Origin of the sequence: Seonamhaeicola aphaedonensis, assembly GCF_003386195.1 — a bacterium.
In the GTDB taxonomy this organism is placed as follows: Bacteria; Bacteroidota; Bacteroidia; order Flavobacteriales; family Flavobacteriaceae; genus Seonamhaeicola; species Seonamhaeicola aphaedonensis.
Window position 1 is genome coordinate 238,184 of record NZ_QRDX01000005.1, and the last position, 22,355, is coordinate 260,538.

General features: G+C 32.1%; 24 protein-coding genes. 10 read left to right on the top strand and 14 right to left on the bottom strand.

What is annotated here, in order from left to right:
* Complete coding sequence (gene hemL / locus DFQ02_RS09940) at positions 1-1,287, top strand: glutamate-1-semialdehyde 2,1-aminomutase (RefSeq protein ID WP_116524276.1); 1,287 nt, start codon at positions 1-3, stop codon at positions 1,285-1,287.
* Positions 1,288-1,359: 72 nt separating this feature from the next.
* On the opposite strand, the gene DFQ02_RS09945 is transcribed toward hemL, so the two are convergent.
* The 3 genes from DFQ02_RS09945 to DFQ02_RS09955 form a co-directional block, all read right to left on the bottom strand.
* Positions 1,360-1,833 (bottom strand): hypothetical protein, encoded by a 474-nt coding sequence (locus DFQ02_RS09945; protein ID WP_116524277.1) that lies wholly within the window; start codon positions 1,831-1,833, stop codon positions 1,360-1,362.
* A 142-nt stretch (positions 1,834-1,975) separates the two neighbouring features.
* Positions 1,976-3,193, bottom strand: a complete 1,218-nt coding sequence (locus DFQ02_RS09950) for a hypothetical protein (protein WP_116524278.1) — start codon at positions 3,191-3,193, stop codon at positions 1,976-1,978.
* Positions 3,194-3,272: 79 nt separating this feature from the next.
* Positions 3,273-4,772 (bottom strand): hypothetical protein, encoded by a 1,500-nt coding sequence (locus DFQ02_RS09955; protein ID WP_116524279.1) that lies wholly within the window; start codon positions 4,770-4,772, stop codon positions 3,273-3,275.
* Between the two features lie 150 nt (positions 4,773-4,922).
* Here DFQ02_RS09955 and DFQ02_RS15205 point away from each other — a divergent pair, with 150 nt between their 5' ends.
* The 5 genes from DFQ02_RS15205 to DFQ02_RS09980 all read left to right on the top strand — a co-directional run bounded on the left by DFQ02_RS15205 (position 4,923) and on the right by DFQ02_RS09980 (position 8,459).
* A complete protein-coding gene (locus DFQ02_RS15205) occupies positions 4,923-5,066 on the top strand; it encodes a hypothetical protein (protein WP_181896396.1) in 144 nt (47 codons plus the stop codon).
* Positions 5,067-5,534, top strand: a complete 468-nt coding sequence (locus DFQ02_RS09960) for a hypothetical protein (protein ID WP_116524280.1) — start codon at positions 5,067-5,069, stop codon at positions 5,532-5,534. It begins immediately after the preceding gene.
* A gap of 106 nt (positions 5,535-5,640) precedes the next feature.
* On the top strand, positions 5,641-6,123 hold the full coding sequence (locus DFQ02_RS09965; protein WP_116524281.1) for a hypothetical protein: 483 nt from the start codon (positions 5,641-5,643) through the stop codon (positions 6,121-6,123).
* Positions 6,124-6,585: 462 nt separating this feature from the next.
* Positions 6,586-7,878 (top strand): DUF2157 domain-containing protein, encoded by a 1,293-nt coding sequence (locus DFQ02_RS09975; protein WP_116524283.1) that lies wholly within the window; start codon positions 6,586-6,588, stop codon positions 7,876-7,878.
* A gap of 11 nt (positions 7,879-7,889) precedes the next feature.
* Complete coding sequence (locus tag DFQ02_RS09980; RefSeq protein WP_116524284.1) at positions 7,890-8,459, top strand: GDYXXLXY domain-containing protein; 570 nt, start codon at positions 7,890-7,892, stop codon at positions 8,457-8,459.
* A 434-nt stretch (positions 8,460-8,893) separates the two neighbouring features.
* Here the strand turns inward: DFQ02_RS09980 and DFQ02_RS09985 are convergent, their stop codons facing one another.
* The 3 genes from DFQ02_RS09985 to lysS all read right to left on the bottom strand — a co-directional run bounded on the left by DFQ02_RS09985 (position 8,894) and on the right by lysS (position 13,756).
* Positions 8,894-9,523, bottom strand: a complete 630-nt coding sequence (locus DFQ02_RS09985; RefSeq protein ID WP_116524285.1) for a hypothetical protein — start codon at positions 9,521-9,523, stop codon at positions 8,894-8,896.
* A gap of 181 nt (positions 9,524-9,704) precedes the next feature.
* A complete protein-coding gene (locus DFQ02_RS09990) occupies positions 9,705-11,570 on the bottom strand; it encodes a helix-turn-helix domain-containing protein (RefSeq protein ID WP_116524286.1) in 1,866 nt (621 codons plus the stop codon).
* 494 nt (positions 11,571-12,064) lie between these two features.
* The gene (gene lysS, locus DFQ02_RS09995; protein ID WP_116524287.1) at positions 12,065-13,756 is read right to left on the bottom strand and encodes a lysine--tRNA ligase; all 1,692 of its coding nucleotides are present in this window, start codon (positions 13,754-13,756) and stop codon (positions 12,065-12,067) included.
* Positions 13,757-13,886: 130 nt separating this feature from the next.
* Between lysS and DFQ02_RS10000 the strand changes: the two genes are divergently transcribed.
* Both DFQ02_RS10000 and lipB read left to right on the top strand, forming a co-directional pair.
* A complete protein-coding gene (locus tag DFQ02_RS10000; protein WP_116524288.1) occupies positions 13,887-14,045 on the top strand; it encodes a YqaE/Pmp3 family membrane protein in 159 nt (52 codons plus the stop codon).
* Between the two features lie 29 nt (positions 14,046-14,074).
* A complete protein-coding gene (gene lipB, locus DFQ02_RS10005) occupies positions 14,075-14,773 on the top strand; it encodes a lipoyl(octanoyl) transferase LipB (RefSeq protein WP_116524289.1) in 699 nt (232 codons plus the stop codon).
* Positions 14,774-14,855: 82 nt separating this feature from the next.
* On the opposite strand, the gene DFQ02_RS10010 is transcribed toward lipB, so the two are convergent.
* The 6 genes from DFQ02_RS10010 to rsfS form a co-directional block, all read right to left on the bottom strand.
* Positions 14,856-15,122: an acyl-CoA-binding protein gene (locus tag DFQ02_RS10010; protein ID WP_116524290.1), complete on the bottom strand. Its 267-nt coding sequence runs from the start codon at positions 15,120-15,122 to the stop codon at positions 14,856-14,858.
* Positions 15,122-15,772 (bottom strand): phosphatidylserine decarboxylase family protein, encoded by a 651-nt coding sequence (locus tag DFQ02_RS10015; protein ID WP_116524291.1) that lies wholly within the window; start codon positions 15,770-15,772, stop codon positions 15,122-15,124. The genes DFQ02_RS10010 and DFQ02_RS10015 overlap by 1 nt, the downstream gene beginning before the upstream one ends.
* Positions 15,762-16,583: a phosphatidate cytidylyltransferase gene (locus DFQ02_RS10020; protein WP_116524292.1), complete on the bottom strand. Its 822-nt coding sequence runs from the start codon at positions 16,581-16,583 to the stop codon at positions 15,762-15,764. The genes DFQ02_RS10015 and DFQ02_RS10020 overlap by 11 nt, the downstream gene beginning before the upstream one ends.
* Positions 16,584-16,587: 4 nt before the next feature.
* Positions 16,588-17,196: an LUD domain-containing protein gene (locus tag DFQ02_RS10025; RefSeq protein ID WP_116524293.1), complete on the bottom strand. Its 609-nt coding sequence runs from the start codon at positions 17,194-17,196 to the stop codon at positions 16,588-16,590.
* Positions 17,197-17,329: 133 nt separating this feature from the next.
* The gene (gene ftsH, locus DFQ02_RS10030; protein WP_116524294.1) at positions 17,330-19,312 is read right to left on the bottom strand and encodes an ATP-dependent zinc metalloprotease FtsH; all 1,983 of its coding nucleotides are present in this window, start codon (positions 19,310-19,312) and stop codon (positions 17,330-17,332) included.
* Between the two features lie 8 nt (positions 19,313-19,320).
* Positions 19,321-19,692, bottom strand: coding sequence for a ribosome silencing factor (gene rsfS / locus DFQ02_RS10035; protein WP_116524295.1), 372 nt, complete (start codon positions 19,690-19,692; stop codon positions 19,321-19,323).
* Positions 19,693-19,785: 93 nt separating this feature from the next.
* On the opposite strand from rsfS, the gene DFQ02_RS10040 reads away from it, so the two are divergent.
* Complete coding sequence (locus DFQ02_RS10040) at positions 19,786-20,514, top strand: biotin--[acetyl-CoA-carboxylase] ligase (protein WP_116524296.1); 729 nt, start codon at positions 19,786-19,788, stop codon at positions 20,512-20,514.
* A gap of 1 nt (position 20,515) precedes the next feature.
* On the opposite strand, the gene DFQ02_RS10045 is transcribed toward DFQ02_RS10040, so the two are convergent.
* Together DFQ02_RS10045 and pyrE are read right to left on the bottom strand one after the other, a co-directional pair.
* The gene (locus DFQ02_RS10045) at positions 20,516-20,911 is read right to left on the bottom strand and encodes an SRPBCC family protein (protein WP_116524297.1); all 396 of its coding nucleotides are present in this window, start codon (positions 20,909-20,911) and stop codon (positions 20,516-20,518) included.
* Positions 20,912-20,957: 46 nt separating this feature from the next.
* Positions 20,958-21,602, bottom strand: a complete 645-nt coding sequence (gene pyrE / locus DFQ02_RS10050) for an orotate phosphoribosyltransferase (protein WP_116524353.1) — start codon at positions 21,600-21,602, stop codon at positions 20,958-20,960.
* A gap of 120 nt (positions 21,603-21,722) precedes the next feature.
* On the opposite strand from pyrE, the gene DFQ02_RS10055 reads away from it, so the two are divergent.
* Positions 21,723-22,304, top strand: coding sequence for an NUDIX hydrolase (locus tag DFQ02_RS10055; RefSeq protein ID WP_116524298.1), 582 nt, complete (start codon positions 21,723-21,725; stop codon positions 22,302-22,304).
* Positions 22,305-22,355 lie beyond the last annotated feature (51 nt).

Below are 22,355 nucleotides of genomic sequence, written 5' to 3' on the forward strand. Positions count from 1 at the left end.
ATGATTTACAAAAGAAGTAGCGCTTTGTTTACCGAAGCAGAAAAAGTAATTCCGGGGGGTGTTAACTCCCCAGTAAGAGCGTTTAAAGGTGTGGGTGGAACCCCTATTTTTGTAAAAGAAGCAAAAGGAGCTTATTTGTATGATGAAGATGGAAACCGCTTAATTGATTATATAAACTCATGGGGCCCTATGATTTTGGGGCATGCTCACAAACCCGTAGTTGATGCTGTTATTGAAAAAGCTCAGAAAGGAACTTCGTTTGGAATGCCTACCGAGATTGAAACCAAAATAGCAGAATTAGCGGTTTCTATGGTACCTAATATTGATAAAATTAGGTTTGTTAATTCGGGAACAGAAGCATGTATGAGTGCGGTTAGGCTAGCTAGAGGATTTACAGGAAAGGATAAAATTATAAAATTTGCGGGTTGTTATCATGGACATAGTGATTCATTTTTAATTCAAGCAGGTAGTGGTGCCAGTACTTTTGGAATGCCCAATAGTCCTGGAGTAACTCAAGGAACAGCCAAAGATACTTTATTAGCAACTTACAATGATATTGATAATGTTAAAGAACTTATTGAAGCTAATAAAAATGAAATAGCTTGTATTATAATTGAACCAGTTGCTGGTAATATGGGTTGTATTCCTCCTAAGGAAGGTTTTTTACAAAGCCTAAGAGATGTTTGTGATGCCAATGACATTTTATTGATTTTTGATGAAGTGATGACTGGTTTTAGACTAGCCAAAGGGGGGGCGCAAGAGTTATATGGAATTAAAGCAGATATTGTTTGTTTTGGGAAAGTTATTGGTGGTGGTTTACCTGTAGGGGCTTTTGCTTCAAGGAATGACATTATGAATCATTTAGCGCCGTTAGGTCCAGTATATCAAGCAGGTACTTTAAGTGGAAATCCCTTGGCTATGGCTGCTGGTTTAGCTATGCTAAATGAGTTGAATAGTGATGGTGGTATTTTTAAAAGGTTAGAAGACAAAACAGCATACCTTCATAACGGCATTAGTAGCGTTTTAAAAGCAAATAAGATTGTGCATACCATAAATAGAGTAGGATCCATGATTTCTGTTCATTTTGATGAGGGTGCAGTGACTAATTTTGATACGGCAGCTAAAGGTAACAACAATACTTTCAAAAAGTTTTTTCACGGACTTTTAAATCAAGGAGTTTACATTGCACCTAGTGCTTTTGAAACCTGGTTTATAACTGATGCTTTAACTTATGAAGATTTAGATTTTACGATTGAAGCCATAGATAAAGTAGCTCAAACGCTATAAAACAAAAAGGCAATTCAACATTCTGAATTGCCTTTTTCCTTTCAAACTATAATTAATCAACAAACTAAAACTCTATTCTGTTTTCTTTTCATGCATTCTCTTTTTGGCATGCTCTTTTTTCTTTTCATTACCTCTATTAGCCATTCTAGCTTGGGCTTTCTCCCACTTATCGTATTGCTCGTCATTCAAAATCTCTTTCATTTTTGTTTTCATTGCAATTTGTTGGTCTAACCTAGCATTTGCCATTTTAATGCGTTCTTCTTTTGTGGGCTTTTGTAGTTCGCCTTTTTCTTTTTTAGCTTTTATCTCTTCCATTTTTGCTTTTCGAGCCTCAGCATTTGCTAAAAGTATTTCTTTAACTTCTGCTTGCTGTTTTTCGTTTAAGTCTAAATGTAAAGTCAACCTTTTGGTTTGCATAGTAGCAGCATCTTCTGGTGAAAGATTACGCATCATTTGAGCTCTTTCTTTGTTGCTTTCACCTTTTTTTTGTTGTGCAAACGCTTGAACGGTCATTAGCGCAATTGCAATTAAAACTAGTTTTTTCATTCTTTTTATGTTTAAGTTTTTATGGGTTTTATTTGTGCTTTGGACTTGATTAGGCTAAAAAGGTTTAATGAAAAATTAATTTTAACTATAAATTAACAAATGATCAATAAATGGGAAATGAAGATGAAGCAGAAATAAACTATTATAAAATAGGGACTTTTAATTGTATACCTGTTTGAAAATCTGGAGCGTTATGAACCTCTAAATCTTGTTTTATAAAAAGTGATATTTTGTATTTAGATTGGTAGTAAGTGTAGATTAATGACCATGTAGACAAGTTATTGTAAAGTGTTCTAACACCGTGATGCCAGCCACCATTAATTTCTCGCCATTTACCTTTTAAATGGTAATAATTGGCTTCCTCTTTTTTGTTATATCTTGTTTGTATTTGAAAATTTATTCCTAACGCATTATAGTTGCCTCTCTTTGTAGATTTTGAGAGTTCTAAATTTCCTTCAAATGTTCCTAAATAGGTGTTGTTTCCTAGATCAATAGCGTCATCACTAAAGCTAATAAGGTTTTTACGAAGAATATTAGCACCTAATCCAAGGTTGAGTTGAAACTGATTTTTTAACGGAAAAAGTTTTACAGCGTTTGCAGATAATCCAATATCAACCGAAGGGTTAAATTTTGAAGTGTTTATTCCTAAATGACTTCCAAAATTAAAATAAACATTTCTGTTTTGGCATATTGACCAAGCAGGGTAATAGTGATGAGAAAATTCAATGCCTCCTATAAAAAAGTCATTGTTTTCAAGTTTTAAAGTATTTCCATTTCTGTCTAAATATTCAAAATTTACTTGATTTAAACCATAATAACGTCTTCCGTAAGGGTCTTCACCTCCAGCAATATTACTGTGAAACCACTCTATAGATTCATCACTTGTGAAAACTGAAAAGGGGTGCTTCCCTTTTGTGATGAGATAAGAGCGAAGCGCAATTGTAAATTCCTGATTGTTATTAATAGGAATAGTGAAATTTGCTCTAAATTCTTTAATAACAGCATCAATAACAATATTCATATACTCAGCTGGTGTTGTTTCTTGGTCTATGAAATTAAAAGGACGCAGATACCAAATAGTTTCGCTAAACTGTTTTCTAATGTCTGGATTTTCTGGGAAATACCCTTCAACAAAAGGATGAAATAAGTTTCCGCTGGTGTAATTAAATGAAAGTGTCTTGTTTTTAGGCACACTAAGTTTAAAGTTAGTATTGAGTCTGGAGCTAAAAATACCAAAATGATGAGTGCTTAATAGCGAAGGATTCTCAATGCCGTTTTTAATAGCTAAACTATCGGGTGTTTGCCCAGACATTAACGATGCGTAGGTTAATATAAGGAATAGGGTAGCCTTTTTAAACATGGGGGTAAAAGTAAATGAATTTTTTCTATTCTACCTTTTTTTTGATATGCTTAGAAATGGGTTGTAAATAACCCAAAACCTAGTCTTTTTTTATAACTTCTAAAGTAGTTTCGTAAATGGGGGTTTTAGTCATTTTACTCTTTAACCAAGCATAAAAGCTCATTACAAAAATATCTTCTCTTTCGGCATTTGTGAACTCAAATGAATTTTTAACTGTATCCTTAAATGATTTTGTAGTCATCTCTTCAGGATTATTATAAAAGCGTTTTACCAGCTCAATAAATGTTATGGCGCGTTCCTGTTTTGTTGCTTTTAAGTATTTGTAATAATTACGCTGAAAACTTAAAATTCTAGATTCCACTAAGTCAATATTTTTAAGTTCTATATGAAGTAATATTTCGGTTAGGTTCTTTTTTAAAATCCAGTCAATACCTGCTTTTTCAATATACCACTTGTCTGTATGGTAAAATTTTGAAAAGATATGAAGAGCTTTTTTAAAGTCGTTTTTTTGAAAATAAAACATGATTAAACTCATATGAATATCCAATAAAGATTCAATATCTGAGTGCTTTTTATTTATTAACGGTTCTAAAAGATTAATAGCGGTATCTTGCTTATTAGTAAAGTTCAAATTAAGAGAAAGGAGCAAATTGTATTTTAGTGAAAAAGTATTGTAATACTTTTTACGTTGAACCAGCATTTCATCATGCATGAGTTTTAAATACTCAAAAGACAAATCAAACCGCTTGTTTCTGAAGAATGTGTTAGCAATTATGTATAAAATCTGAATATGATAAAAAGGTTGTTTTTCTTCTGTTTTATAGGATATGATGGCATTATAGGTGTTTAATAAAAAGGGTTCAATTCTTAAATAATCATTGGAAGCAAATGCAGAAAAACTTACTATACTCATAAGCTGGTAAAGAGATTTAAAAGACATATTCTCGTTGATATCGATGTTGTATTCATCAAATAAATTGGTGAGTACAGCTTCAAAATCTATAACTTCTCCTTTGTAAGTCATCGCACTTAAAGTGTGTTTTGCTTTGGCGTAAACAATGTTGAGTTTGTCTTCTGAAATTTGCTTTTTTTGATTGTTATTGAATGTTGAAATCAATTCATCAAGTTTGATAGAAGGATTAGAATCTGCGTATTGAATTTTTGTGTGATAAATTTCATTTAGAATGGTAAACAGATGATGTTCTTTGGCAATTAATTCTGCTTTGGTTAAAATTTTAAAAGCGGTTTTGTATTCCTTTTGTTGTAAGTAATATCGAGCTGCTAGTATATATTTTATAACACCTATTTGAACAGAACTTTCCTCTTGTAAACTCTGATTGGCGGTAAAATCTATAATGGATTGATATAAACGCTTCCTCAAAGCGTGGTAGGCATTATTTTTTCGACTTCCATAAAGTTTAATACATATTTCCTCTGAATCTAACTTGTCATTTAATAGAAGTTTAAACAGCGTAATGTTTTTAACATCTCCTCTTTTATTGTGTTTTTCTAAGTGGCTTAAAAACTGATGTTGTTCTTCTTTTGAAAATGTTGAAATGATAGCATTTAAATCATTCATTTAATCGTCAGTATATATTTATTTATATCAATAAATATAGTATATTTTTATTTATAAAAAGATAATATATCGTCAGTAATTAGTTGATTTAGTTTTTTTAGAATCAGTGTTATTTTGCAGTTTTGTCTTATAATCATTAAAACAAATATTATGAAGCACTTGTATCAAAAAACAACGTTTGTTGCATTAGTTCTACTGGTTGTAGTATTAACTAAACCAGTATTAAAAGGCATTGAAAGTTTATTAAATACTTACTCTGAATTATTTGTTAATCAGGTTGTGATTCCGTTTTAGATGAAATTTAAAAACTTAAATACAGCCTTTTTTGTAACCACAGGTATATCAGTGGTGGTATTTATTTATTTGGTCTTTCTGGGCTATGATGAGATTAAAAGTCTAAAAGACGTTATAAAGATTATTGCAGCCATAGTGTTTCCTATTCCTATGCTGTTCTTTGTGAGGTTTATTTTAATAGAACGTTTTTTGCCTGAGAATACTGATGAATATAAGATCAAGAATCAAAAACCAGCAACAGTACTCTTGTTGGCTACCACATTAGTGAGTGTTGGACTCATGCAAATAGTTGAAATTTTAACACATCAAAAATTAGAAGACAATTTAATATTTGCGCACTTAATCAATTCAACAGCTGTAAGCTCATATGTGCTTAATTACATATTGTACAATAATTTAAGAGCCAACGGTATTTTAAGTGGAGTATTATTGGCGCTTTCTATACATGTGTTTTTTCTATCGGCATAAAAAGTTTAGATAAGGTTGTTAAATAACTAAAACATATAATCATTCAAAATAAAATTTTAATAAATCAAATCTCGCTTATCAATTCAAATCATCAAAATTTATAATCATGAAACAAGTATTTTTTAATCAAGGAGAAAAAAATAATTCAGACAAAAGAGAATTATTATTTATGTTTCAATCTATTGTAGTCATAGGTATGTTAACATTTACCGCTATAGCTTTTTTCTTTTACAACAATTTGTCTATTGAAAAAGGAATTAAAGTTGTATTTGCGCCATTTCTGTCGGTTGTACCCTTGTTGTTTGTTCTTTCCATATTAAGAGACCTAAGAAAGGGTTTTATAGAGGGCGATTATAAAAAGCAGGAAATTACTAAGTTCTGTATCATTACGTTGTCAATCACATTAGCGTTTACGGGAATAACCTATTTGCTATCATTAATTGACGCTCTAGAAATACTGTTAGCAGCCATAATGACTGTATTAAGTATAGTGTTCTTTTTAAGAACTAAGATTAAAGATATTCTAGGAATGTCTATTATAACAGGCATTGCAGAAGGTATTATTATTTATATGATCTTTTTGTTTTGATGATTGGTTAGCTAACTGAAACTCCGCAGCTAGTTTTTGGTTGCGGGGTTTTAAAAATAAAATTAAACACTTAACTAAGCTTTTATGATTGAAAAAATTCTAAAGGTTCATAAAGAAACCAAACTAGCAGATTTTGAGATTTGGCATTTTTTGATAAGGTTTACAATGTTTTTTGGGTTGTCAATTTCAATTTTGATTATGACAATTTTCATCTTTTTAATGTTTTACTCAGGATTTTGGACAGGTACTTTGTCAAAAACTGAAAACGCATTGATAGTGTTTTTTACATATACAATTGATTTAACGATTATCCTTTTTATATTAAAGTCACGTTACAAATTTCTTAGGAAACAAATGAATTTTACAAAGTGTAAATCTTATTTATGGATTGGTATTATGTTTATATTTATATACATGGCCTTGATGCCAATAACTATAGAATCATTTTAAAATGAAATAAAAATGAATTCAAAAATTCAAAATGAAATTAAAGAGCTTGTTCAGCAACAAGTCATATCACAAGAAATAGCTTCAGAAATTGAGGCATATTATCACTCGAAAAAATCCACTAGTCCAAACCGATTATTTACGGTTTTTGGAGTGCTGGGGTCTTTATTGGTAGGACTGGGTATCATATTGATTTTAGCCCACAATTGGGACAATTTTTCCAAGATCACTAAAACATTATTAGCTTTTCTACCCTTAATTATTGGTCAAGGATCTGTTGGTTTTTCAATTTTAAAAAATAAGAGTACCGTATGGAAAGAAGCTTCAGGAACTTTTTTGTTTTTTGCAGTAGGGTCTAGTATATCATTAATAAGTCAGATATATAATATTCCAGAAGATTTTAATGCTTTTCTACTCACCTGGATTTTACTGTGTGCGCCACTCATATATCTTTTGAAATCAAATACCCTAGGGATTTTGCATATTGTTTTTATGACTTATTACGCTATTGAGTTTGGTTTTGATTTTTTGTCAACTGGTAATACGCCATGGTATTATTTATTGTTGCTAGTTATAGTTTTACCACATTATTGGCAGCTTATAAAATATCAATTCAATACAAATATTACATCTATTTTTAATTGGTTATTACCATTGAGCTTGACGATTGTTTTAATAGCCTTTATTAATGATGTAGATGCACTAGGAATTTTAATGTACGTTATTTTATTTGGACTCCTCTATAATATTGGCAAGCTGCCCAAATTTGACAATGGGAGATTAAGGCAAAATGGCTATTTAATATTGGGGTCTTTAGGAACTGTTTATATGCTAATGATAACCAGTTTTGACTGGTTTTGGGATGACTTAATTAAAAAGCCATCAGATTTTAACTCGCAAGAAGCTTATATATCTTTAGTGCTGTTTATTATTGCTTTAGGAATCTTGGTTTACTCATATATCAGAAAACAGATAAAGTTTTACAATATTTCGCATTATGCGTTTATAATTTTTACTGTTGTTTTTCTAGTTGTTTTTTCGAATAAATACATTTCCATTGCATTAATAAATCTATTGATTTTAGTCATAGCCCTAATTACTATAAAAATTGGAACAAATAAATTTCACTTTGGCATTTTAAATTATGGACTATTAATTATAGCTATTCTAATTGTTTGTAGATTTTTTGATACCGACATGTCATTTATAATCAGAGGGCTATTGTTTGTAGGGTTTGGACTTGGGTTTTTCTTGGCAAACTATTTTATGTTTAAAAAGCAAAAGAAAAGGAAAATGAATTTAAAATAAAAATCGATAACATGAAATCAATTTATATATTCATCATATTTTTGGTTGTTGTGACAGCACAAATTTTTGTGCCAACACAAATGATTCTTGATAGAGAGGCTGTTTTAAATACAGGAGTACCTTATAAATTTAAAACAAGACCTATTGATCCAGCAGACCCCTTCAGAGGAAAATATATAGCGCTACGTTTCAAAGCAAATAAATGGTCAACTATAGATTCTTTGTGGGTAAGAAAAGAAAAGGTTTATGTGTATTTAGATACCGATAGTTTAGGTTTTGCTAAAATTCATTCGGTTAGTAAAGAAATTCAACCTGAAATAAATAAAGATTTTATTGAAGCCAAGGTAGATTGGTACAAAGAATACAATAATGAACTACACGTTACGTATCCTTTTAATAGGTTTTATATGGAAGAGGGAAAAGCTTATGACGCCGAAGTAGTTGTTAGAGAAAACCAAAAAAATATAGAAAATGTATATGCGTTGGTTTTTGTTAAAAATGGTGAATCTGTTTTAAAGGATGTTATTATAGACAATATGCCTCTTAAAGATTATGTAGGGAAAGAACCAAAACAAGAATAATCATTAAGATGTTCAATAAATTGAGGAATATCTCTTAATGAAATTATAAAATTTTGTAAATCCTGTTAAACCTTTCTAAACAAGCTATGCGGAATGACTTTTTTATCGTCAATTTGTAACATAGTTTAATTTTCATTTAAAAGAAATTAGATTTAACATTATATTTAGTTAAGTTATTAGTTAGTTTTACGAACAAACCCAGTCATGAAAATGACTGGGTTTTGTTTTTTATATTGTTTTCAGACATTTTAGAGCATAGCAGTGTTCTTGATGATTTGGATAGATTAGGTTTGTCGATTTAGACCTTTTGTCCGTAACCTCTTTTACGAGTCCAAATTATTTTACATTATAGAAAGACTTTTTAAATAAAAAAGGGAACCTATTATGATTCCCCTTATATAGCCCATTTTATTAAGGCTTATAATTTTGATAAATTACTTTTCTGATGCGCTACCAGGTACAATAATTAATTCTCCTTCCTCTATGAAGAAATCGGTGTAAAATGGATCCTCCCCTTCATTATCGGTAGTTCCAGGATGTACATAGGCATTGGTTTTAGCCCACCCAGATGCACCTTTAAAACGGCCAGTGCCTCCAATAAACAGTATCTCGTCATTAAAATGTAATTGATACTTTGGATTATTTCCTGTATATGGCCATATCTGGCCAGACTCAATGACACAGTGTAATTCGTCTCCATTGGCAGCAACAAATTTACCGGTTTCAATAAAGGAGTAGTTTACAGGAAAAAAAACTTCAGGAGTGGGTGCTGTACAAAATCTCATAAAGAGTCCCTGTAATTCACCTAGATGGGTCATTTCGCCGTTTCCTTTCATAACCATGGTTTCACTAAAAGAACCAGCGTCACATGTTTGGGAACCTGGCGCCTCTGCACGCCACACAGTAAATGAAGCTTTAAAAGGTAAACTTTTTTTAATACTGGATTTTAAAGTTAGGTTGTCTGTTTCAAGCAAGCTTTGTCCTGATTGCAACTCTTCAACGTTGCATGCAGTTATAATGAAAAGGCTTAATAGGGCTAAACAAAAAGGTTTTATAGTTTTCATAATTACATAGTTTTACTTATTATAAAATACATTTCATACACATAAAGATGGTTAAATATCTTATATGACATAAAGAAGCTATGTTGCAAAAACCTTAATTTTTTTTAAAAACTATGTTGATTAATTAAACTATGTTGCAGAAAACAAAGACAGTTTGTGATTTTAGAAATTAAGAGCAAATTTAAGGCAAAGAATCAGTATTATAGGGTAGATTCATTTTTTTCATAAGGGTTATAAATTTCGGGTGAGATTTCAAATTATTTGGAGAATACCAGTAAGGAACATCCGCTAAACGACCTCCACTATTATAAAACTCTTCAAGCTCATTCATCACTTTTTCATTTTCACCCCAAAAAGCCAGACTTTTGATTTTAAAATATTTGTTGTAAATATTATCAATACACCATTCCATTAAACCGTCTCTGCCAGCGGTTTTAAAAATGCTATTTAAAGCCTCATCTGTAGTATTATTTTTAATTACATTTCTTAACTCCTTTAAACTTTCTAAAGCCAATTCGTTATTTTTGAGCATATAATGCCCCCAAAACTGGTATAGTGGTGGCCGCATATGATCCTTATTCAAATCGCCCGCAATTTTAGATTCTTCTATAGCTTCATGAAATTGACCTCTATTTAAATAAAGTTTAGCACTTACCTCTCTTACTATATAAGATAAGGGGTCAAGTTCTAGAGCTTTATTTATATGTAATCGGGCTTTTTTATGTTCACCAATGCAACTAAGGTATTCAGAATAACGGTGGTGCAGTGTTGAATAATTGGCACCTATTTCAAAAGCTTTGGTAAATGCATGGTTAGCTTTTTCCCATTCCCAGTCTATATAGAAGTAAAGGGTGGCTAATACGGTATGTGCCTCCAGTAAATTGGGGTCTAATTCAATAGCTTTTAAAGCATAGTATTCTGCTTTTTTTCTATTTTCTATAATTTCCTCTTTGGTTGAAGACGTCCATGTTTTTAGAAAGTAGGTGTCACCTAGGCCGGCATAGGCTGTCGCATAATTGGAATCCTCTTCTATGGCTTTATGAAAATAGTCTATGGCTGTTGCATAATCTTTTTTCAACCTTTTTCCCCAATAAAATCTCCCTAGTTGATATAATTTATATGCTTCTAAATTTTCGGTTTGATTTCTTTTAATCTCTAAAGTTTGTTCCTCTGAAAGTGTTTCGTTAAGGCCTGAAGCTATTTGAAGGGCTACTTCACTTTGGACATCAAAAATATCAGATAGTTCTCTGTCAAAACTTTTAATCCAAACATGATCATCATGAGTTGCATCAATAAGCTGAACCGTTATTCTTGTTTTTTTCTCATGCCTTTGGACACTGCCTTCTAGGATATAGGATACACCCAATTCTGATGCTATAGTAGGGATGGTTTTTGTGGTGTTATGTTTGTATATTTCTGATGACGTTCGCGATATAACTTTAAATTCTTTTAAGGTAGCCAACCTGTTTAAAATACCTTCAACCAATCCATCAGCAAAAAATTGATTTTCCTCATCTCCACTAATATTTTTAAATGGTAAAACAGCAATTGATTTTTCATTTATAGCTAGAACTTCATTTTTTGAAAAATGGTTAATCATTAAATATCCAACAAAGAAGAGGGTGGCCAAAACCCCAATAATCTTGACAATTTTTAAAGTCTGATTATTAAAGCTTATAGACTTTTTCTTTTCTATTGTTTGTTTAAAAGTTTCTTTATTCAAATATTTTTTTGCTTCGCTAGGAGAGTACCCGTAATACTCGTGGAAACATTTGTGAAAATACGAGGTGCTTCCAAAACCAACTTTATAGGCTATTTCAGAGATGGTAATGGTATTTTTCTGAAGTAATTTATGAGCTTCCTGAAGCCTGACTTCTCTAATAAATTGGCTTATAGACTGTGATTTTAGTTTCTTTAATTTCCGGTGTAAATGAGAACGACTCAGACCTGCTATTTGAGATAGTTGATTTACACCAAATTGCTCATTTTGAAGGTTGTCAAGCACAGCTTGTTGTAAGCTATTTAATAAATCATCGTTCCCACTCATTCCTTGTAAAACTCTGAAAAAGTTGTAAAAATTTAAACTTATAAGATAACAAAAATTTGAATTTTAATTTATGATTAAAATCATCTAATATTTTCTATCTATAAACTAAGTTTAAAAATAATGAATTTATGTTCTTTATATAAAATTCATATTATGAGGTGCTTAAGTTTTAAAGTTGCGTTTTCCTTTTTGTTTACTGATTGTGTTTTCAGTATGTAAATATCAGTCTTCTTGATGACATTATAGAATGAATTAGGGTTTGTGTAAAGGATTTAATGATAAACCCTTGTGAAGAAGAATTAGTTTAAGGTTAATCTATAAAGCTATATACATCATAATCATACTTATGTTTGAAATAAATTTTTCATATACTTATTGGGACTATCCAGAAAATTTTAATAGCTCAATTGAAAAAGTATTGATAAGTTTAAAAAAATAGCATTAAAAAGGGAATCAAATTTGATTCCCTTTTTAATGAATTCTGTGTTTAGATTTTAAACAACCTTAACAAACAGACCTTCGTCAGTTTTTTCAACTTTAGCTAGACTATTTTTGGTGAGTTCTTTAATAGATTTGTCCCATTTTTTGTTTGATAACCCTGATTGTGTTTTTAGTTCAGAAAGCGCTATTGCTTCCTCTTTTTTTAAGATTTCAAAAATGGCTTTAGCGTCTTCACTCAATGTTATGGCCTTTTTCTCTGGTTTCATTTGAGGAAAGAACAATACTTCTTGAATAGACTGATTATTGGTTAGAAACATAATTAATCTATCCATTCCAATTCCCATACCCGATGTTGGCGGCATCCCGTATTCTAAGGCTCTTAAAAAGTCAAAATCTATAAATTCAGTGGCTTCATCATCTCCTTTTTCTGCAAGCTTTAATTGGTGCTCAAAACGCTCACGTTGGTCAATGGGATCGTTTAGTTCAGAATACGCATTAGCTATTTCCTTTCCACAAACCATTAATTCAAAACGCTCTGTTAATTCAGGATTGTCTCTATGCTCTTTACACAAAGGACTCATCTCTTTAGGATAGTCTGTAATGAAGGTTGGCTGAATGTAATTGCCTTCACATTTCTCACCAAATATTTCATCTATTAACTTACCTTTACCCATGGAATCATCTACTTCAATACCTAAATCTATAGCAGCCTGTCTAATCTCGTCTTCAGATTTTCCTGTAATATCAAAACCGGTAAAATGCTTGATGGAATCTGCCATGGTTACACGAGCGTAAGGCGCTTTAAAATCCACCTCGTGCTCTCCAAAAGTAGCTTTTGTAGTGCCGTTAACCGCTAAGGCACAATGCTCTAATAGCTGTTCGCAGAAATCCATCATCCAATTATAATCTTTGTAGGAGACATAAATTTCCATGGCTGTAAACTCAGGGTTGTGCGTTCTGTCCATCCCTTCATTTCTGAAGTTTTTAGAAAACTCATAAACGCCATCAAATCCACCAACAATAAGCCTTTTTAAGTAAAGCTCATTTGCAATACGCATGTACAACGGAATATCTAAAGTATTGTGGTGCGTTATAAAAGGTCTTGCTGCGGCTCCACCTGGAATAGGTTGCAAAACAGGGGTTTCAACTTCAAAATAACCTGCGTTGTTAAAAAACTCACGCATAGCATTAAATAGTTTGGTGCGTTTTACAAAAACTTCTTTAACATGCGGGTTTACGACCAAATCGGCATAACGTTGTCTGTATCTTTGTTCTGGATCTGTAAATGCATCGTATACAACGCCGTCTTTTTCTTTAGGCAAGGGAAGCGGTTTTAAAGCTTTACTAAGTAAAGTGAAATCCTTGACCTTAACCGTTTTTTCACCTACCTGAGTAACAAATAGCTCGCCTTCAATCCCTATAAAATCACCAAAATCAATAAGTTTTTTAAAGATGTCGTTGTATTTGGTCTTGTCTTCTCCTGGACAAATTTCATCTCGGTTAAAGTATACTTGTATTTTTCCTTCACTATCTTGCAACTGTGCAAAACTGGCTTTCCCTTGTACTCTAATCATCATTAATCTACCGGCAATAACCACTTGTTTTCCTTCTTCAAACTGCTCTTTTATTTGTTTTGAAGTATGATTTACCGGGTATAAGTCTGCTGGATAGGGGTTAATACCCAACTCACGTAATTTTCCTAATTTTTCTCTTCTTACAAGCTCTTGCTCTGATAATTGCGACATCTTTTATAGAGTGTGTGAAATTTTAGTGCACAAAGATACTATTAATCGCTAGCTTTTAAAATAAATTTTGGTGTAACAAAATCGTTATAATCACGTCACACAGTTAATCATCAATCAAATTATTATTTCTATGAGTTTTTGGAGAGTTTTATTGTCTGTAATCTGTCCACCTTTAGCTGTGTTAGATAAGGGATGTGGTTCTGTTTTTATTGTATTTCTGTTATGGCTATGTGGTTGGGTGCCAGGAGTTATTGCAGCCTTGGTAATACTTAACAATCCTAATAGGTAAACATAAAAAATATTGTAATTTTGCAGGCTATGAATAAGCAAGTAAAACTGCAAGATTTAGGTTTTAAAGACTACAAAGAAACTTGGGATTACCAAGAGCAGTTGTTTAAAGGTATTGTTGATACCAAAGTAATCAATAGAAGAGAAGAAACTAATGTGCAGACAAACAATTACTTTTTGTTTGTAGAACATCCACATGTATACACCTTAGGCAAAAGTGGTGATTTGTCAAACTTACTCTTAAACGAAGTACAACTTGCCGAAAAGGGAGCAACATTTTATAAAATTAATCGAGGTGGAGATATCACTTACCACGGACCTGGTCAAATTGTAGGGTATCCCATTCTAGATTTAGAGAACTTTTTTACTGATATACATAAGTACCTGAGATTGCTGGAGGAAATGATTATTTTAACTTTGGCTGAGTATGGTTTAAAGGCCAAACGAAGTACTGGAGAAACAGGAGTTTGGTTAGATGTGGGTACACCATTTGCTCGCAAAATTTGTGCTATGGGCGTGCGTGCTAGCCGTTGGGTAACCATGCATGGGTTTGCTCTAAACGTAAATGCCGATTTGGGTTATTTTGATAATATTATTCCTTGCGGAATACGAGGGAAAGCTGTAACTTCTTTAAATGTAGAACTTGGTAAGAAAACTGTTGATGAAGGAGAGGTTAAGGAAAAACTTCTAAAGTATTTTGCTGAACTTTTTGAGGCTGAATTAGATTGAGTATTTGTTCTTTATAAGATAGCTTTTAATATCAGATATTTTCAAGGTTTTAAACATAAATATTTTTAAGGAAACGTCTTCTTTATTCTCTATATAAAAAATACTTGTTAACAAGTTCGATGTATTTGCGTTTAGCTTCCAATTCAGAAATATTTCTGGCTTGAAAAAGGGCATTGGTTTTAAAAGCGTTTATTAAGGCTTCCCTACTCCTGGGTCTACCGTAATCATTTGTGGCTCTTTTATAGTAAGCGTACAATTTTAATAATGTGTCTGCTGGAAAAGGTTCAGTATGCTTATTAACCCTAGCAACAGCTTCTTGGAATTTTTTATTTAATTCTTCAATGCTCATTACATTTCCGCAATAATTGTTTCTCCGCCGCGCACTTTCTGGTTTAATGATACTTTTATATGGGTGTCTAATGGTAGAAATAAATCTACTCTAGAGCCAAATTTTATAAAACCAGCGTCGGCACCTTGCTCAGCTTTGTGGTTTTGTTTGGCATAGTTGACAATGCGTTTAGCTAAGGCACCAGCAATCTGTCTGTAAAGTACTTTGCCGTAGATTTCATTTTCAATAACCACGGTAGTACGCTCATTTTCTTCACTCGCTTTAGGGTGCCATGCTACTAAATATTTACCAGGATGGTATTTGCTAAAAATAACATTGCCATTTACCGGGTAGCGGGTGACATGCACATTGAGTGGAGACATAAATACACTTACCTGTAACCGTTTGTCTTTAAAATATTCCTTTTCAAAAACTTCTTCAATAACAACAACCTTTCCGTCAACAGGGGCAATAACTTGCTTGTCGTTAGAAACTGTATGTCTTTTGGGGTTTCTAAAAAATTGAAGAATTAAGATTAATAAAACCAATAACGCAATGAGAGCTAAAGTTCTCAACCAAAAAATTGTTATAAAACTATCAACCAATAAAAAGGAAGCTACTACAATTACAAATGTTACAAATATAATTTTATGACCTTCTTTATGAAACATAATTTATGAATCTTAAAAATGAATATATGAATGGAGCTGCAAAAATAATACTATCTAGTCTATCTAATAAACCACCATGACCAGGCATAATAACACCACTGTCTTTTACTCCAGCTTGTCTTTTAAACTTAGACTCAATTAAATCTCCTAAGGTACCAAACACACTAATTATAATACTTAAAATTAACCAATTAGTAAAATCTAATGTTTCTGTAAAGGTAGTGATAAAATAGCTTGCGATACAGCCGAAAAGCAAACCACCAAGGAACCCCTCAACAGTTTTTTTAGGTGAAATTTTGGGAAAAAGCTTTTGCTTGCCAAAGTTTTTACCAACTAAATAAGCGAAGGAATCATTAATCCAAATGAGCATAAAACATCCCAAAAGGATATTAGAGTTAAATACGTTTCTAAAGTTGGCTATTAATATTAGGAAAACAAATGCGCTGGATAAATAGAAGGTTGTTAAAATAAATCTTTTCGAGGCAAACAGAGGAATGGTTTTTTCTGAAAATAAATCCTTTATTAAAAATAGTTCAACAAAAATGGTAATTACCATGAGTATTTGTATAGCTTCATCTAAACCAAGTGGTGTATTGAGAACTAGCCTCCAATAAACAAATACAAAGTAAAAAATAATAAAGATTATGTATGGAAAAACACTTTTTAATTGAATTAGTTTTTTAAACTCTGCCAAACAAATAAGTCCAAAAATAAAAAAAAGAACAATTAAAGCATGCTCATTTTGTAAACAGCCTATCAATAATAAAATATAGAGTAGACCTGAAAAAGCTCTGATAATTGTTTCCTTCATTGTTCTATAAATCTTCTAAAAGTAGTAGATAAAGGTTTTTTGCGCTACTTCCATAACTCAAAAAGTCTTTTTCATCACCAGATTTAAAGTGCTTTATGGTTGTAATGTTTGTTGGAATTCTTTGTCTGTTTTTAGATTTTATACCCCGAAGTCCCTCACCTATATTTTCGACAATTTGACTGGTGGTAGCAAATACAATAAAGTTAAAAGGAAGTTCTGTTAGTTTTTTTTCGAAAATTTGCTTTGAAGATATTAGTAATGATCCATCGTTGGCAATTAAATTTTCGCAGGTAGTTAAGAAAAATGTTGAATCACTTATTCGAAGCGTGGGTTCTAGGTTGGAGTTCCTGAATTTATCCTTTAAGTTTGTATCTAGAATTAAAACTTTTTTATCGTGCCATTTATTTTCATCAATAATGTTTTCGAGGTTTTCATAAACTTCATTTAAGTCTTCGCAATACAAAAACTTACCACCATTAGCTTTAAAGTTTATAGTAAACCTTTCGTCTATTGGTAATTTAATTTCTGGCATATATTTACCTCTTTCGTCAGATTTCAATTCCTCACCAGAGCGCTCAGATTTGGAACCAAAAATTTTTCTAAAAAGACTCATTCAGTTGCTGCTATTACCCAATTCTTATTGATTGTAATCAAAGATAAAAAATCTTAAACTAACCTTGAGATTAATTTAAGATTTTTACCAAAAGCTTCAAAATATTATGTATGAAAGCTTATTTTTTTAAACTTTATTCTTCTTCCTGAGTAGAATCTTCGGTTTTGGTTTCCTTTTTGGGTTCTTCAGTTTCTGCTTCTTTTTCAAAAGCTCGTTTACCAAAAATACGTTCTAAATTGTCCTTAAATATTACTTCTTTCACCAGAAGCTCTTCAGCAAGTTCAATAAGTTTATCTTTATTATCCTCTAAAAGTTTAACAGCTCTTTCGTACTGTTCTTCAATAATATCTGAGATTTCTTTATCAATCAATTCAGCTGTTTGTTCACTGTAAGGTTTAGTGAAACCGTATTCACTTTGACCCGAGGAATCGTAATAAGTTAAATTTCCAATCTTATCACTCAAACCGTAAATGGTTACCATGGCTCTTGCTTGTTTGGTAACTTTTTCCAAATCACTTAGAGCACCCGTAGATATTTTTCCAAAAATAACCTGCTCTGCAGCTCTACCGCCTAGAGCAGCACACATTTCATCAAGCATTTGCTCTGGACGGACAATAAGCCTTTCTTCTGGTAAATACCAAGCAGCACCAAGTGATCTTCCTCTTGGAACAATAGTAACTTTAATTAACGGAGCTGCATGTTCCAGCATCCAACTTACTGTAGCATGTCCTGCCTCATGGTAAGCAACCGCTTTTTTCTCAGCAGGAGTGATTATCTTGTTTTTCTTTTCTAAACCACCAATAATTCTATCAACCGCATCAAGGAAGTCTTGTTTGTCAACTTCTTTTTTACCATTTCTTGCAGCAATTAAAGCCGCTTCATTACAAACATTGGCAATGTCAGCTCCAGAGAACCCTGGGGTTTGTTTAGATAGGAAATCAGTATCTAAGTCTTTGGACTTTTTAAGTGGCCTTAGGTGGACTTCAAAAATTTCTTTGCGTTCGCGCAAATCTGGTAAATCAACGTAAATCTGTCTGTCAAACCTACCGGCCCTCATTAAAGCTTTGTCTAAAATATCTGCTCTGTTGGTAGCTGCTAATACAATAACATTGGTATTGGAGCCAAAACCATCCATTTCTGTAAGTAGTTGATTTAAGGTGTTTTCTCTTTCATCGTTGCTTCCAGACATGGCATTTTTTCCTCGTGCTCTACCAATAGCATCAATCTCATCAATAAAAATGATAGAAGGTGATTTTTCTTTAGCTTGTTTAAATAAGTCACGAACTCTAGAAGCTCCTACTCCTACAAACATTTCAACAAAATCTGATCCCGATAGAGAAAAGAAAGGTACTTTTGCTTCTCCTGCAACCGCTTTTGCAAGTAGGGTTTTACCCGTTCCTGGAGGGCCAACAAGTAAGGCTCCTTTTGGTATTTTTCCTCCTAGCGTAGTATATTTTTCAGGGAATTTTAAGAAATCTACAATTTCCTGAACTTCTTCTTTAGCACCTTCTAAACCAGCAACATCTTTAAATGTAGTTTTTACCTCTGTATTCTGGTCAAAAAGTTTGGCTCTTGATTTTCCAATGTTGAAAATTTGTCCACCAGCACCACCACCAGCACCACCAGACATTCTACGCATAATAAAAATCCAAACCCCTATTAACAAGATAAACGGAAGGATGCCTATTAATAAATTTCCAAAAGTATCTGTTTCTGTGTCGAACTCAATTACAGGTTTGGTGTCTAAATCTTCTATAATCTCGTTTAGTTTATTTTCAAAATTTTGAAGATCACCAAATTCAAATTTATAATTTGGTAAGGCACTTCCGGTAGGAATAAAGGGTTGTTGAATTGATTTTCGGTGCTCTTCTTTAGATTCAGCCTCATTAGTTAAATAAACTCTAGCAACTCTTGTGTTTTTTACAATATCTATTTTTTCGACATCACCATTAGCCAAAAATTTAAAAAAGTCTGACGTAGTAGTTTTAGACCCCCCACTGCTACTCTCACCACTAAATAACTGGAATCCTAGAAATAGAGCAATTAGAATACCATAAATCCAAAATGGACTAAACTTTGGTTTTTTATCTTTTATATTTTTTTTATCGTTTGCCATGTAATTCTTTAATAACTTGTTTCTATAACTGTTGTTTTTGCATCACCCCAAAGACTCTCAATATCATAATATTCTCTAACATGCTTCTGGAATACATGTACAACAACATTAACATAATCTATTAAAACCCACTCAGCATTATCTTCACCTTCAACATGCCAAGGTTTGTCTTTAAGTTCTTTACTTACCTTTTTTTGTATGGAGTTAACTATGGCGTTTACTTGAGTGTTAGAAGTTCCTTCACATATTACAAAGTAGTCGCAAACAGTATTTTCAATTTCTCTAAGATCTAGAATATTAATTTCTTTTCCTTTTACATCTTCAATGCCACTTATAATAACCGATATTAATTGGTCTGCGCTTATTTTTTCTTTCGCCATTAATTTTATTTAATTTGTGCAAAGTTATTATTTTTTTAGTTCTTTATGCTTTAAAAAAAGCATAAGATTTTATAGCCCTACAATAACCTGTATATGCACATAATCAAACTTAATGCCACTGATTCTACAAATAGTTACCTCCGTAGATATATTGCTGAAAATAAGGTTGAAGATTATACGGTTGTTGTAGCTAAAAAACAGACCAACGGAAGAGGGCAAATGGGTACTTTATGGAGTTCTGAAACATCTAAAAACCTTACGTTTAGTATGTTTAAAGATTTAAGTGTACATACTGTTGAGTTTCCTTTTTACATAAGTATGGCCATTTCTTTGTCTATTTTAAAAACTTTAAAGATCTTGAATATTCCTGATTTAAAGATTAAATGGCCTAACGACATTTTGTCAGAAAACAAAAAAATCTGTGGAATTTTAATTGAAAATGTCATAAAGAATAAGTTAGAATCCACTATTATTGGTATTGGTGTTAACGTGAACCAAACAAAGTTTAAAGGACTTCCTAAAGCGGCCTCATTAAAAACCATTACAGGAATCCATTATGATTTAGAAGAGGTTTTACATAGAATAATGTTAAGTACCATGGAGTACTCTGCGCTGCTACAAAAAGGTGATTACGATACTGTTAAAAAAGAGTATGAAGCTAATTTATTTAGAAAAGACAAGCCTTCAACATTTAAAGACGCTGAAGGAAATTTATTTTCTGGATTTGTAAAAGGTGTTACAAAGTATGGTAAGCTAATGATAACCCTCGAAGATGAATTAGTTAAGAAATTCGACTTAAAAGAAATAGAAATACTTTACTAAACTAAATTGAATTTGGGATACTGGTGGCTAGTGTTTCAATAAATTTGCTAATGGGGCCTTTAATCATCATAGCCATCATGGGGTTAAAATCACCTGAAAATAGCAATTGTACCTCACTTGACGTTTCGCCTTTAGGTACAATATTTCCAGTTAAAGAAAAGTCTATTTTTCCACCAGCTGCTCCCAAAACAATTTTATTTGGAGCAACAACTTCTTTCTTTTTTAGTATAATTTCGGGCATACCTTTCAGAGCAAATAGAAATGTGTCTGCTTCTAAAACTTCAAATTTACTTATATTTTCAGGCATTAAAGCTTCAAAGTTTTTAACATCATCTAAAAAATTAAAAACTTCTTCAGGTGTTTTTTCTACGTTTATTTTAGGAGATTCTAAATTCATTATTTTGTTACGTTGTAGTTTGTTAAGCTGTTTAGCTGCAGATCAATCAAATTCCGTTCCATTCACTAGGGTTCGTATTCCATTCAGATAGGGTTTCCAATTGGTCTTCGGTAATATATCGGGTTTGTAAAGCTTGCTCTAATAAACTTTCATAATTACCCAAAGTTTGTAAACTTACATTTTCTTTTTCAAAATTTTGTTTGGCTACATCAAATCCGTAAGTAAAAATGGCTATCATTCCTTTTACATTAATTCCAGCATCCCTTAAAGCTTTAACAGCATTCAAACTACTTTTTCCAGTACTAATTAAGTCTTCAACAACTACTACATTCTGACCTTTTTCAATGAAGCCTTCAATTTGATTTTTTCTTCCATGACCTTTAGCATCTGGTCTAACATAAATAAAGGGTAATCCTAAATATTCAGCAACCAGCATACCAATACCAATAGCTCCAGTAGCAACCCCTGCAATAGCATCAGGCTTACCATATTGCTTTTCAATTTGTTTGGCCATTGTTTCTCTTACATAATTACGAATGGGAGGAAATGACAGAATAATCCGGTTGTCGCAATATATTGGAGATTTCCATCCTGAAGCCCAAGTAAAAGGTTCTTTTGGGCTTAGTTTTATAGCGTTTACCTGCAATAAAACTTCGGCTGTTTTTCTGGCAGTGTTTTTATTAAAAATCATGTTGGCAAAATTACAATTAAATGTTTGAGTTGAATTAGCATTAAAAATATTTTTTTCAACAATGATTGGTTTGTATTGAAAAATGATATTTTTACCAAAACCAAATTCTAAAAGTAACCAATGCATAAAGTTTTTGTAGGAGATAAACCTATAGTTTTAACTTCTGAGGTTGAAAAGGAAACTGATTTTAAAAATTATTTACTGGACACCGTAAACATTGGAAAGGTGATTAGAGATTTACGTAATTCTCAATGGAGTGAGGTTAGGTTAATTCATAAAAATCCCGATAAGCTTTTGAGTAAGTTTTTAAAGAAACTACCTAATGTCATTGCTGGTGGTGGAAAGGTTTACAATGAAAGGGGTGAAGTATTGTTCATTTTCAGAAATGACAAATGGGATTTACCAAAGGGTAAAGCCGAAAGAAAGGAAACCATTGAAGAAACTTCTATAAGGGAAGTAGAAGAAGAAACAGGTGTTGAAGGTTTGGAAATAACCAAACCTTTAGAAACTACCTACCATATTTTTAAGCGTAACGGACGCCACCGGATAAAAATCACCTATTGGTTTGAGATGAAAACTACATTTAAAGGTAAATTATATCCACAAGAAAAAGAAGGTATAACAAAAGTAGAGTGGTTAAATAAAAAAGAAACTGTAAAAGCTCTAGAGAACTCCTATGCTAATATTAGAACTCTGGTTTAGGGTTTTGAAAAAGAACAGTAGTTTTTGGTGTATATTAATTGCTTTAAGTTG

Bases quoted from the DNA above. Each gene is read 5' to 3' on its own strand.
- lysS (WP_116524287.1), bottom strand. From the start codon at position 13,756: ATGTCGCAATTATCAGAGCAAGAGCTTGTAAGAAGAGAAAAATTAGGA.
- DFQ02_RS09985 (WP_116524285.1), bottom strand. From the start codon at position 9,523: ATGAAAACTATAAAACCTTTTTGTTTAGCCCTATTAAGCCTTTTCATT.
- ftsH (WP_116524294.1), bottom strand. From the start codon at position 19,312: ATGGCAAACGATAAAAAAAATATAAAAGATAAAAAACCAAAGTTTAGT.
- DFQ02_RS10015 (WP_116524291.1), bottom strand. From the start codon at position 15,772: ATGTTTCATAAAGAAGGTCATAAAATTATATTTGTAACATTTGTAATT.
- rsfS (WP_116524295.1), bottom strand. From the start codon at position 19,692: ATGGCGAAAGAAAAAATAAGCGCAGACCAATTAATATCGGTTATTATA.
- DFQ02_RS15205 (WP_181896396.1), top strand. From the start codon at position 4,923: ATGAAGCACTTGTATCAAAAAACAACGTTTGTTGCATTAGTTCTACTG.
- DFQ02_RS09955 (WP_116524279.1), bottom strand. From the start codon at position 4,772: ATGAATGATTTAAATGCTATCATTTCAACATTTTCAAAAGAAGAACAA.
- pyrE (WP_116524353.1), bottom strand. From the start codon at position 21,602: ATGATTTTTAATAAAAACACTGCCAGAAAAACAGCCGAAGTTTTATTG.
- DFQ02_RS09945 (WP_116524277.1), bottom strand. From the start codon at position 1,833: ATGAAAAAACTAGTTTTAATTGCAATTGCGCTAATGACCGTTCAAGCG.
- DFQ02_RS09950 (WP_116524278.1), bottom strand. From the start codon at position 3,193: ATGTTTAAAAAGGCTACCCTATTCCTTATATTAACCTACGCATCGTTA.
- DFQ02_RS10025 (WP_116524293.1), bottom strand. From the start codon at position 17,196: ATGAGTCTTTTTAGAAAAATTTTTGGTTCCAAATCTGAGCGCTCTGGT.
- hemL (WP_116524276.1), top strand. From the start codon at position 1: ATGATTTACAAAAGAAGTAGCGCTTTGTTTACCGAAGCAGAAAAAGTA.
- lipB (WP_116524289.1), top strand. From the start codon at position 14,075: ATGAATAAGCAAGTAAAACTGCAAGATTTAGGTTTTAAAGACTACAAA.
- DFQ02_RS09975 (WP_116524283.1), top strand. From the start codon at position 6,586: ATGAATTCAAAAATTCAAAATGAAATTAAAGAGCTTGTTCAGCAACAA.
- DFQ02_RS09980 (WP_116524284.1), top strand. From the start codon at position 7,890: ATGAAATCAATTTATATATTCATCATATTTTTGGTTGTTGTGACAGCA.
- DFQ02_RS09960 (WP_116524280.1), top strand. From the start codon at position 5,067: ATGAAATTTAAAAACTTAAATACAGCCTTTTTTGTAACCACAGGTATA.
- DFQ02_RS10000 (WP_116524288.1), top strand. From the start codon at position 13,887: ATGAGTTTTTGGAGAGTTTTATTGTCTGTAATCTGTCCACCTTTAGCT.
- DFQ02_RS10010 (WP_116524290.1), bottom strand. From the start codon at position 15,122: ATGAGCATTGAAGAATTAAATAAAAAATTCCAAGAAGCTGTTGCTAGG.
- DFQ02_RS10020 (WP_116524292.1), bottom strand. From the start codon at position 16,583: ATGAAGGAAACAATTATCAGAGCTTTTTCAGGTCTACTCTATATTTTA.
- DFQ02_RS10045 (WP_116524297.1), bottom strand. From the start codon at position 20,911: ATGAATTTAGAATCTCCTAAAATAAACGTAGAAAAAACACCTGAAGAA.
- DFQ02_RS09965 (WP_116524281.1), top strand. From the start codon at position 5,641: ATGAAACAAGTATTTTTTAATCAAGGAGAAAAAAATAATTCAGACAAA.
- DFQ02_RS09990 (WP_116524286.1), bottom strand. From the start codon at position 11,570: ATGAGTGGGAACGATGATTTATTAAATAGCTTACAACAAGCTGTGCTT.
- DFQ02_RS10055 (WP_116524298.1), top strand. From the start codon at position 21,723: ATGCATAAAGTTTTTGTAGGAGATAAACCTATAGTTTTAACTTCTGAG.
- DFQ02_RS10040 (WP_116524296.1), top strand. From the start codon at position 19,786: ATGCACATAATCAAACTTAATGCCACTGATTCTACAAATAGTTACCTC.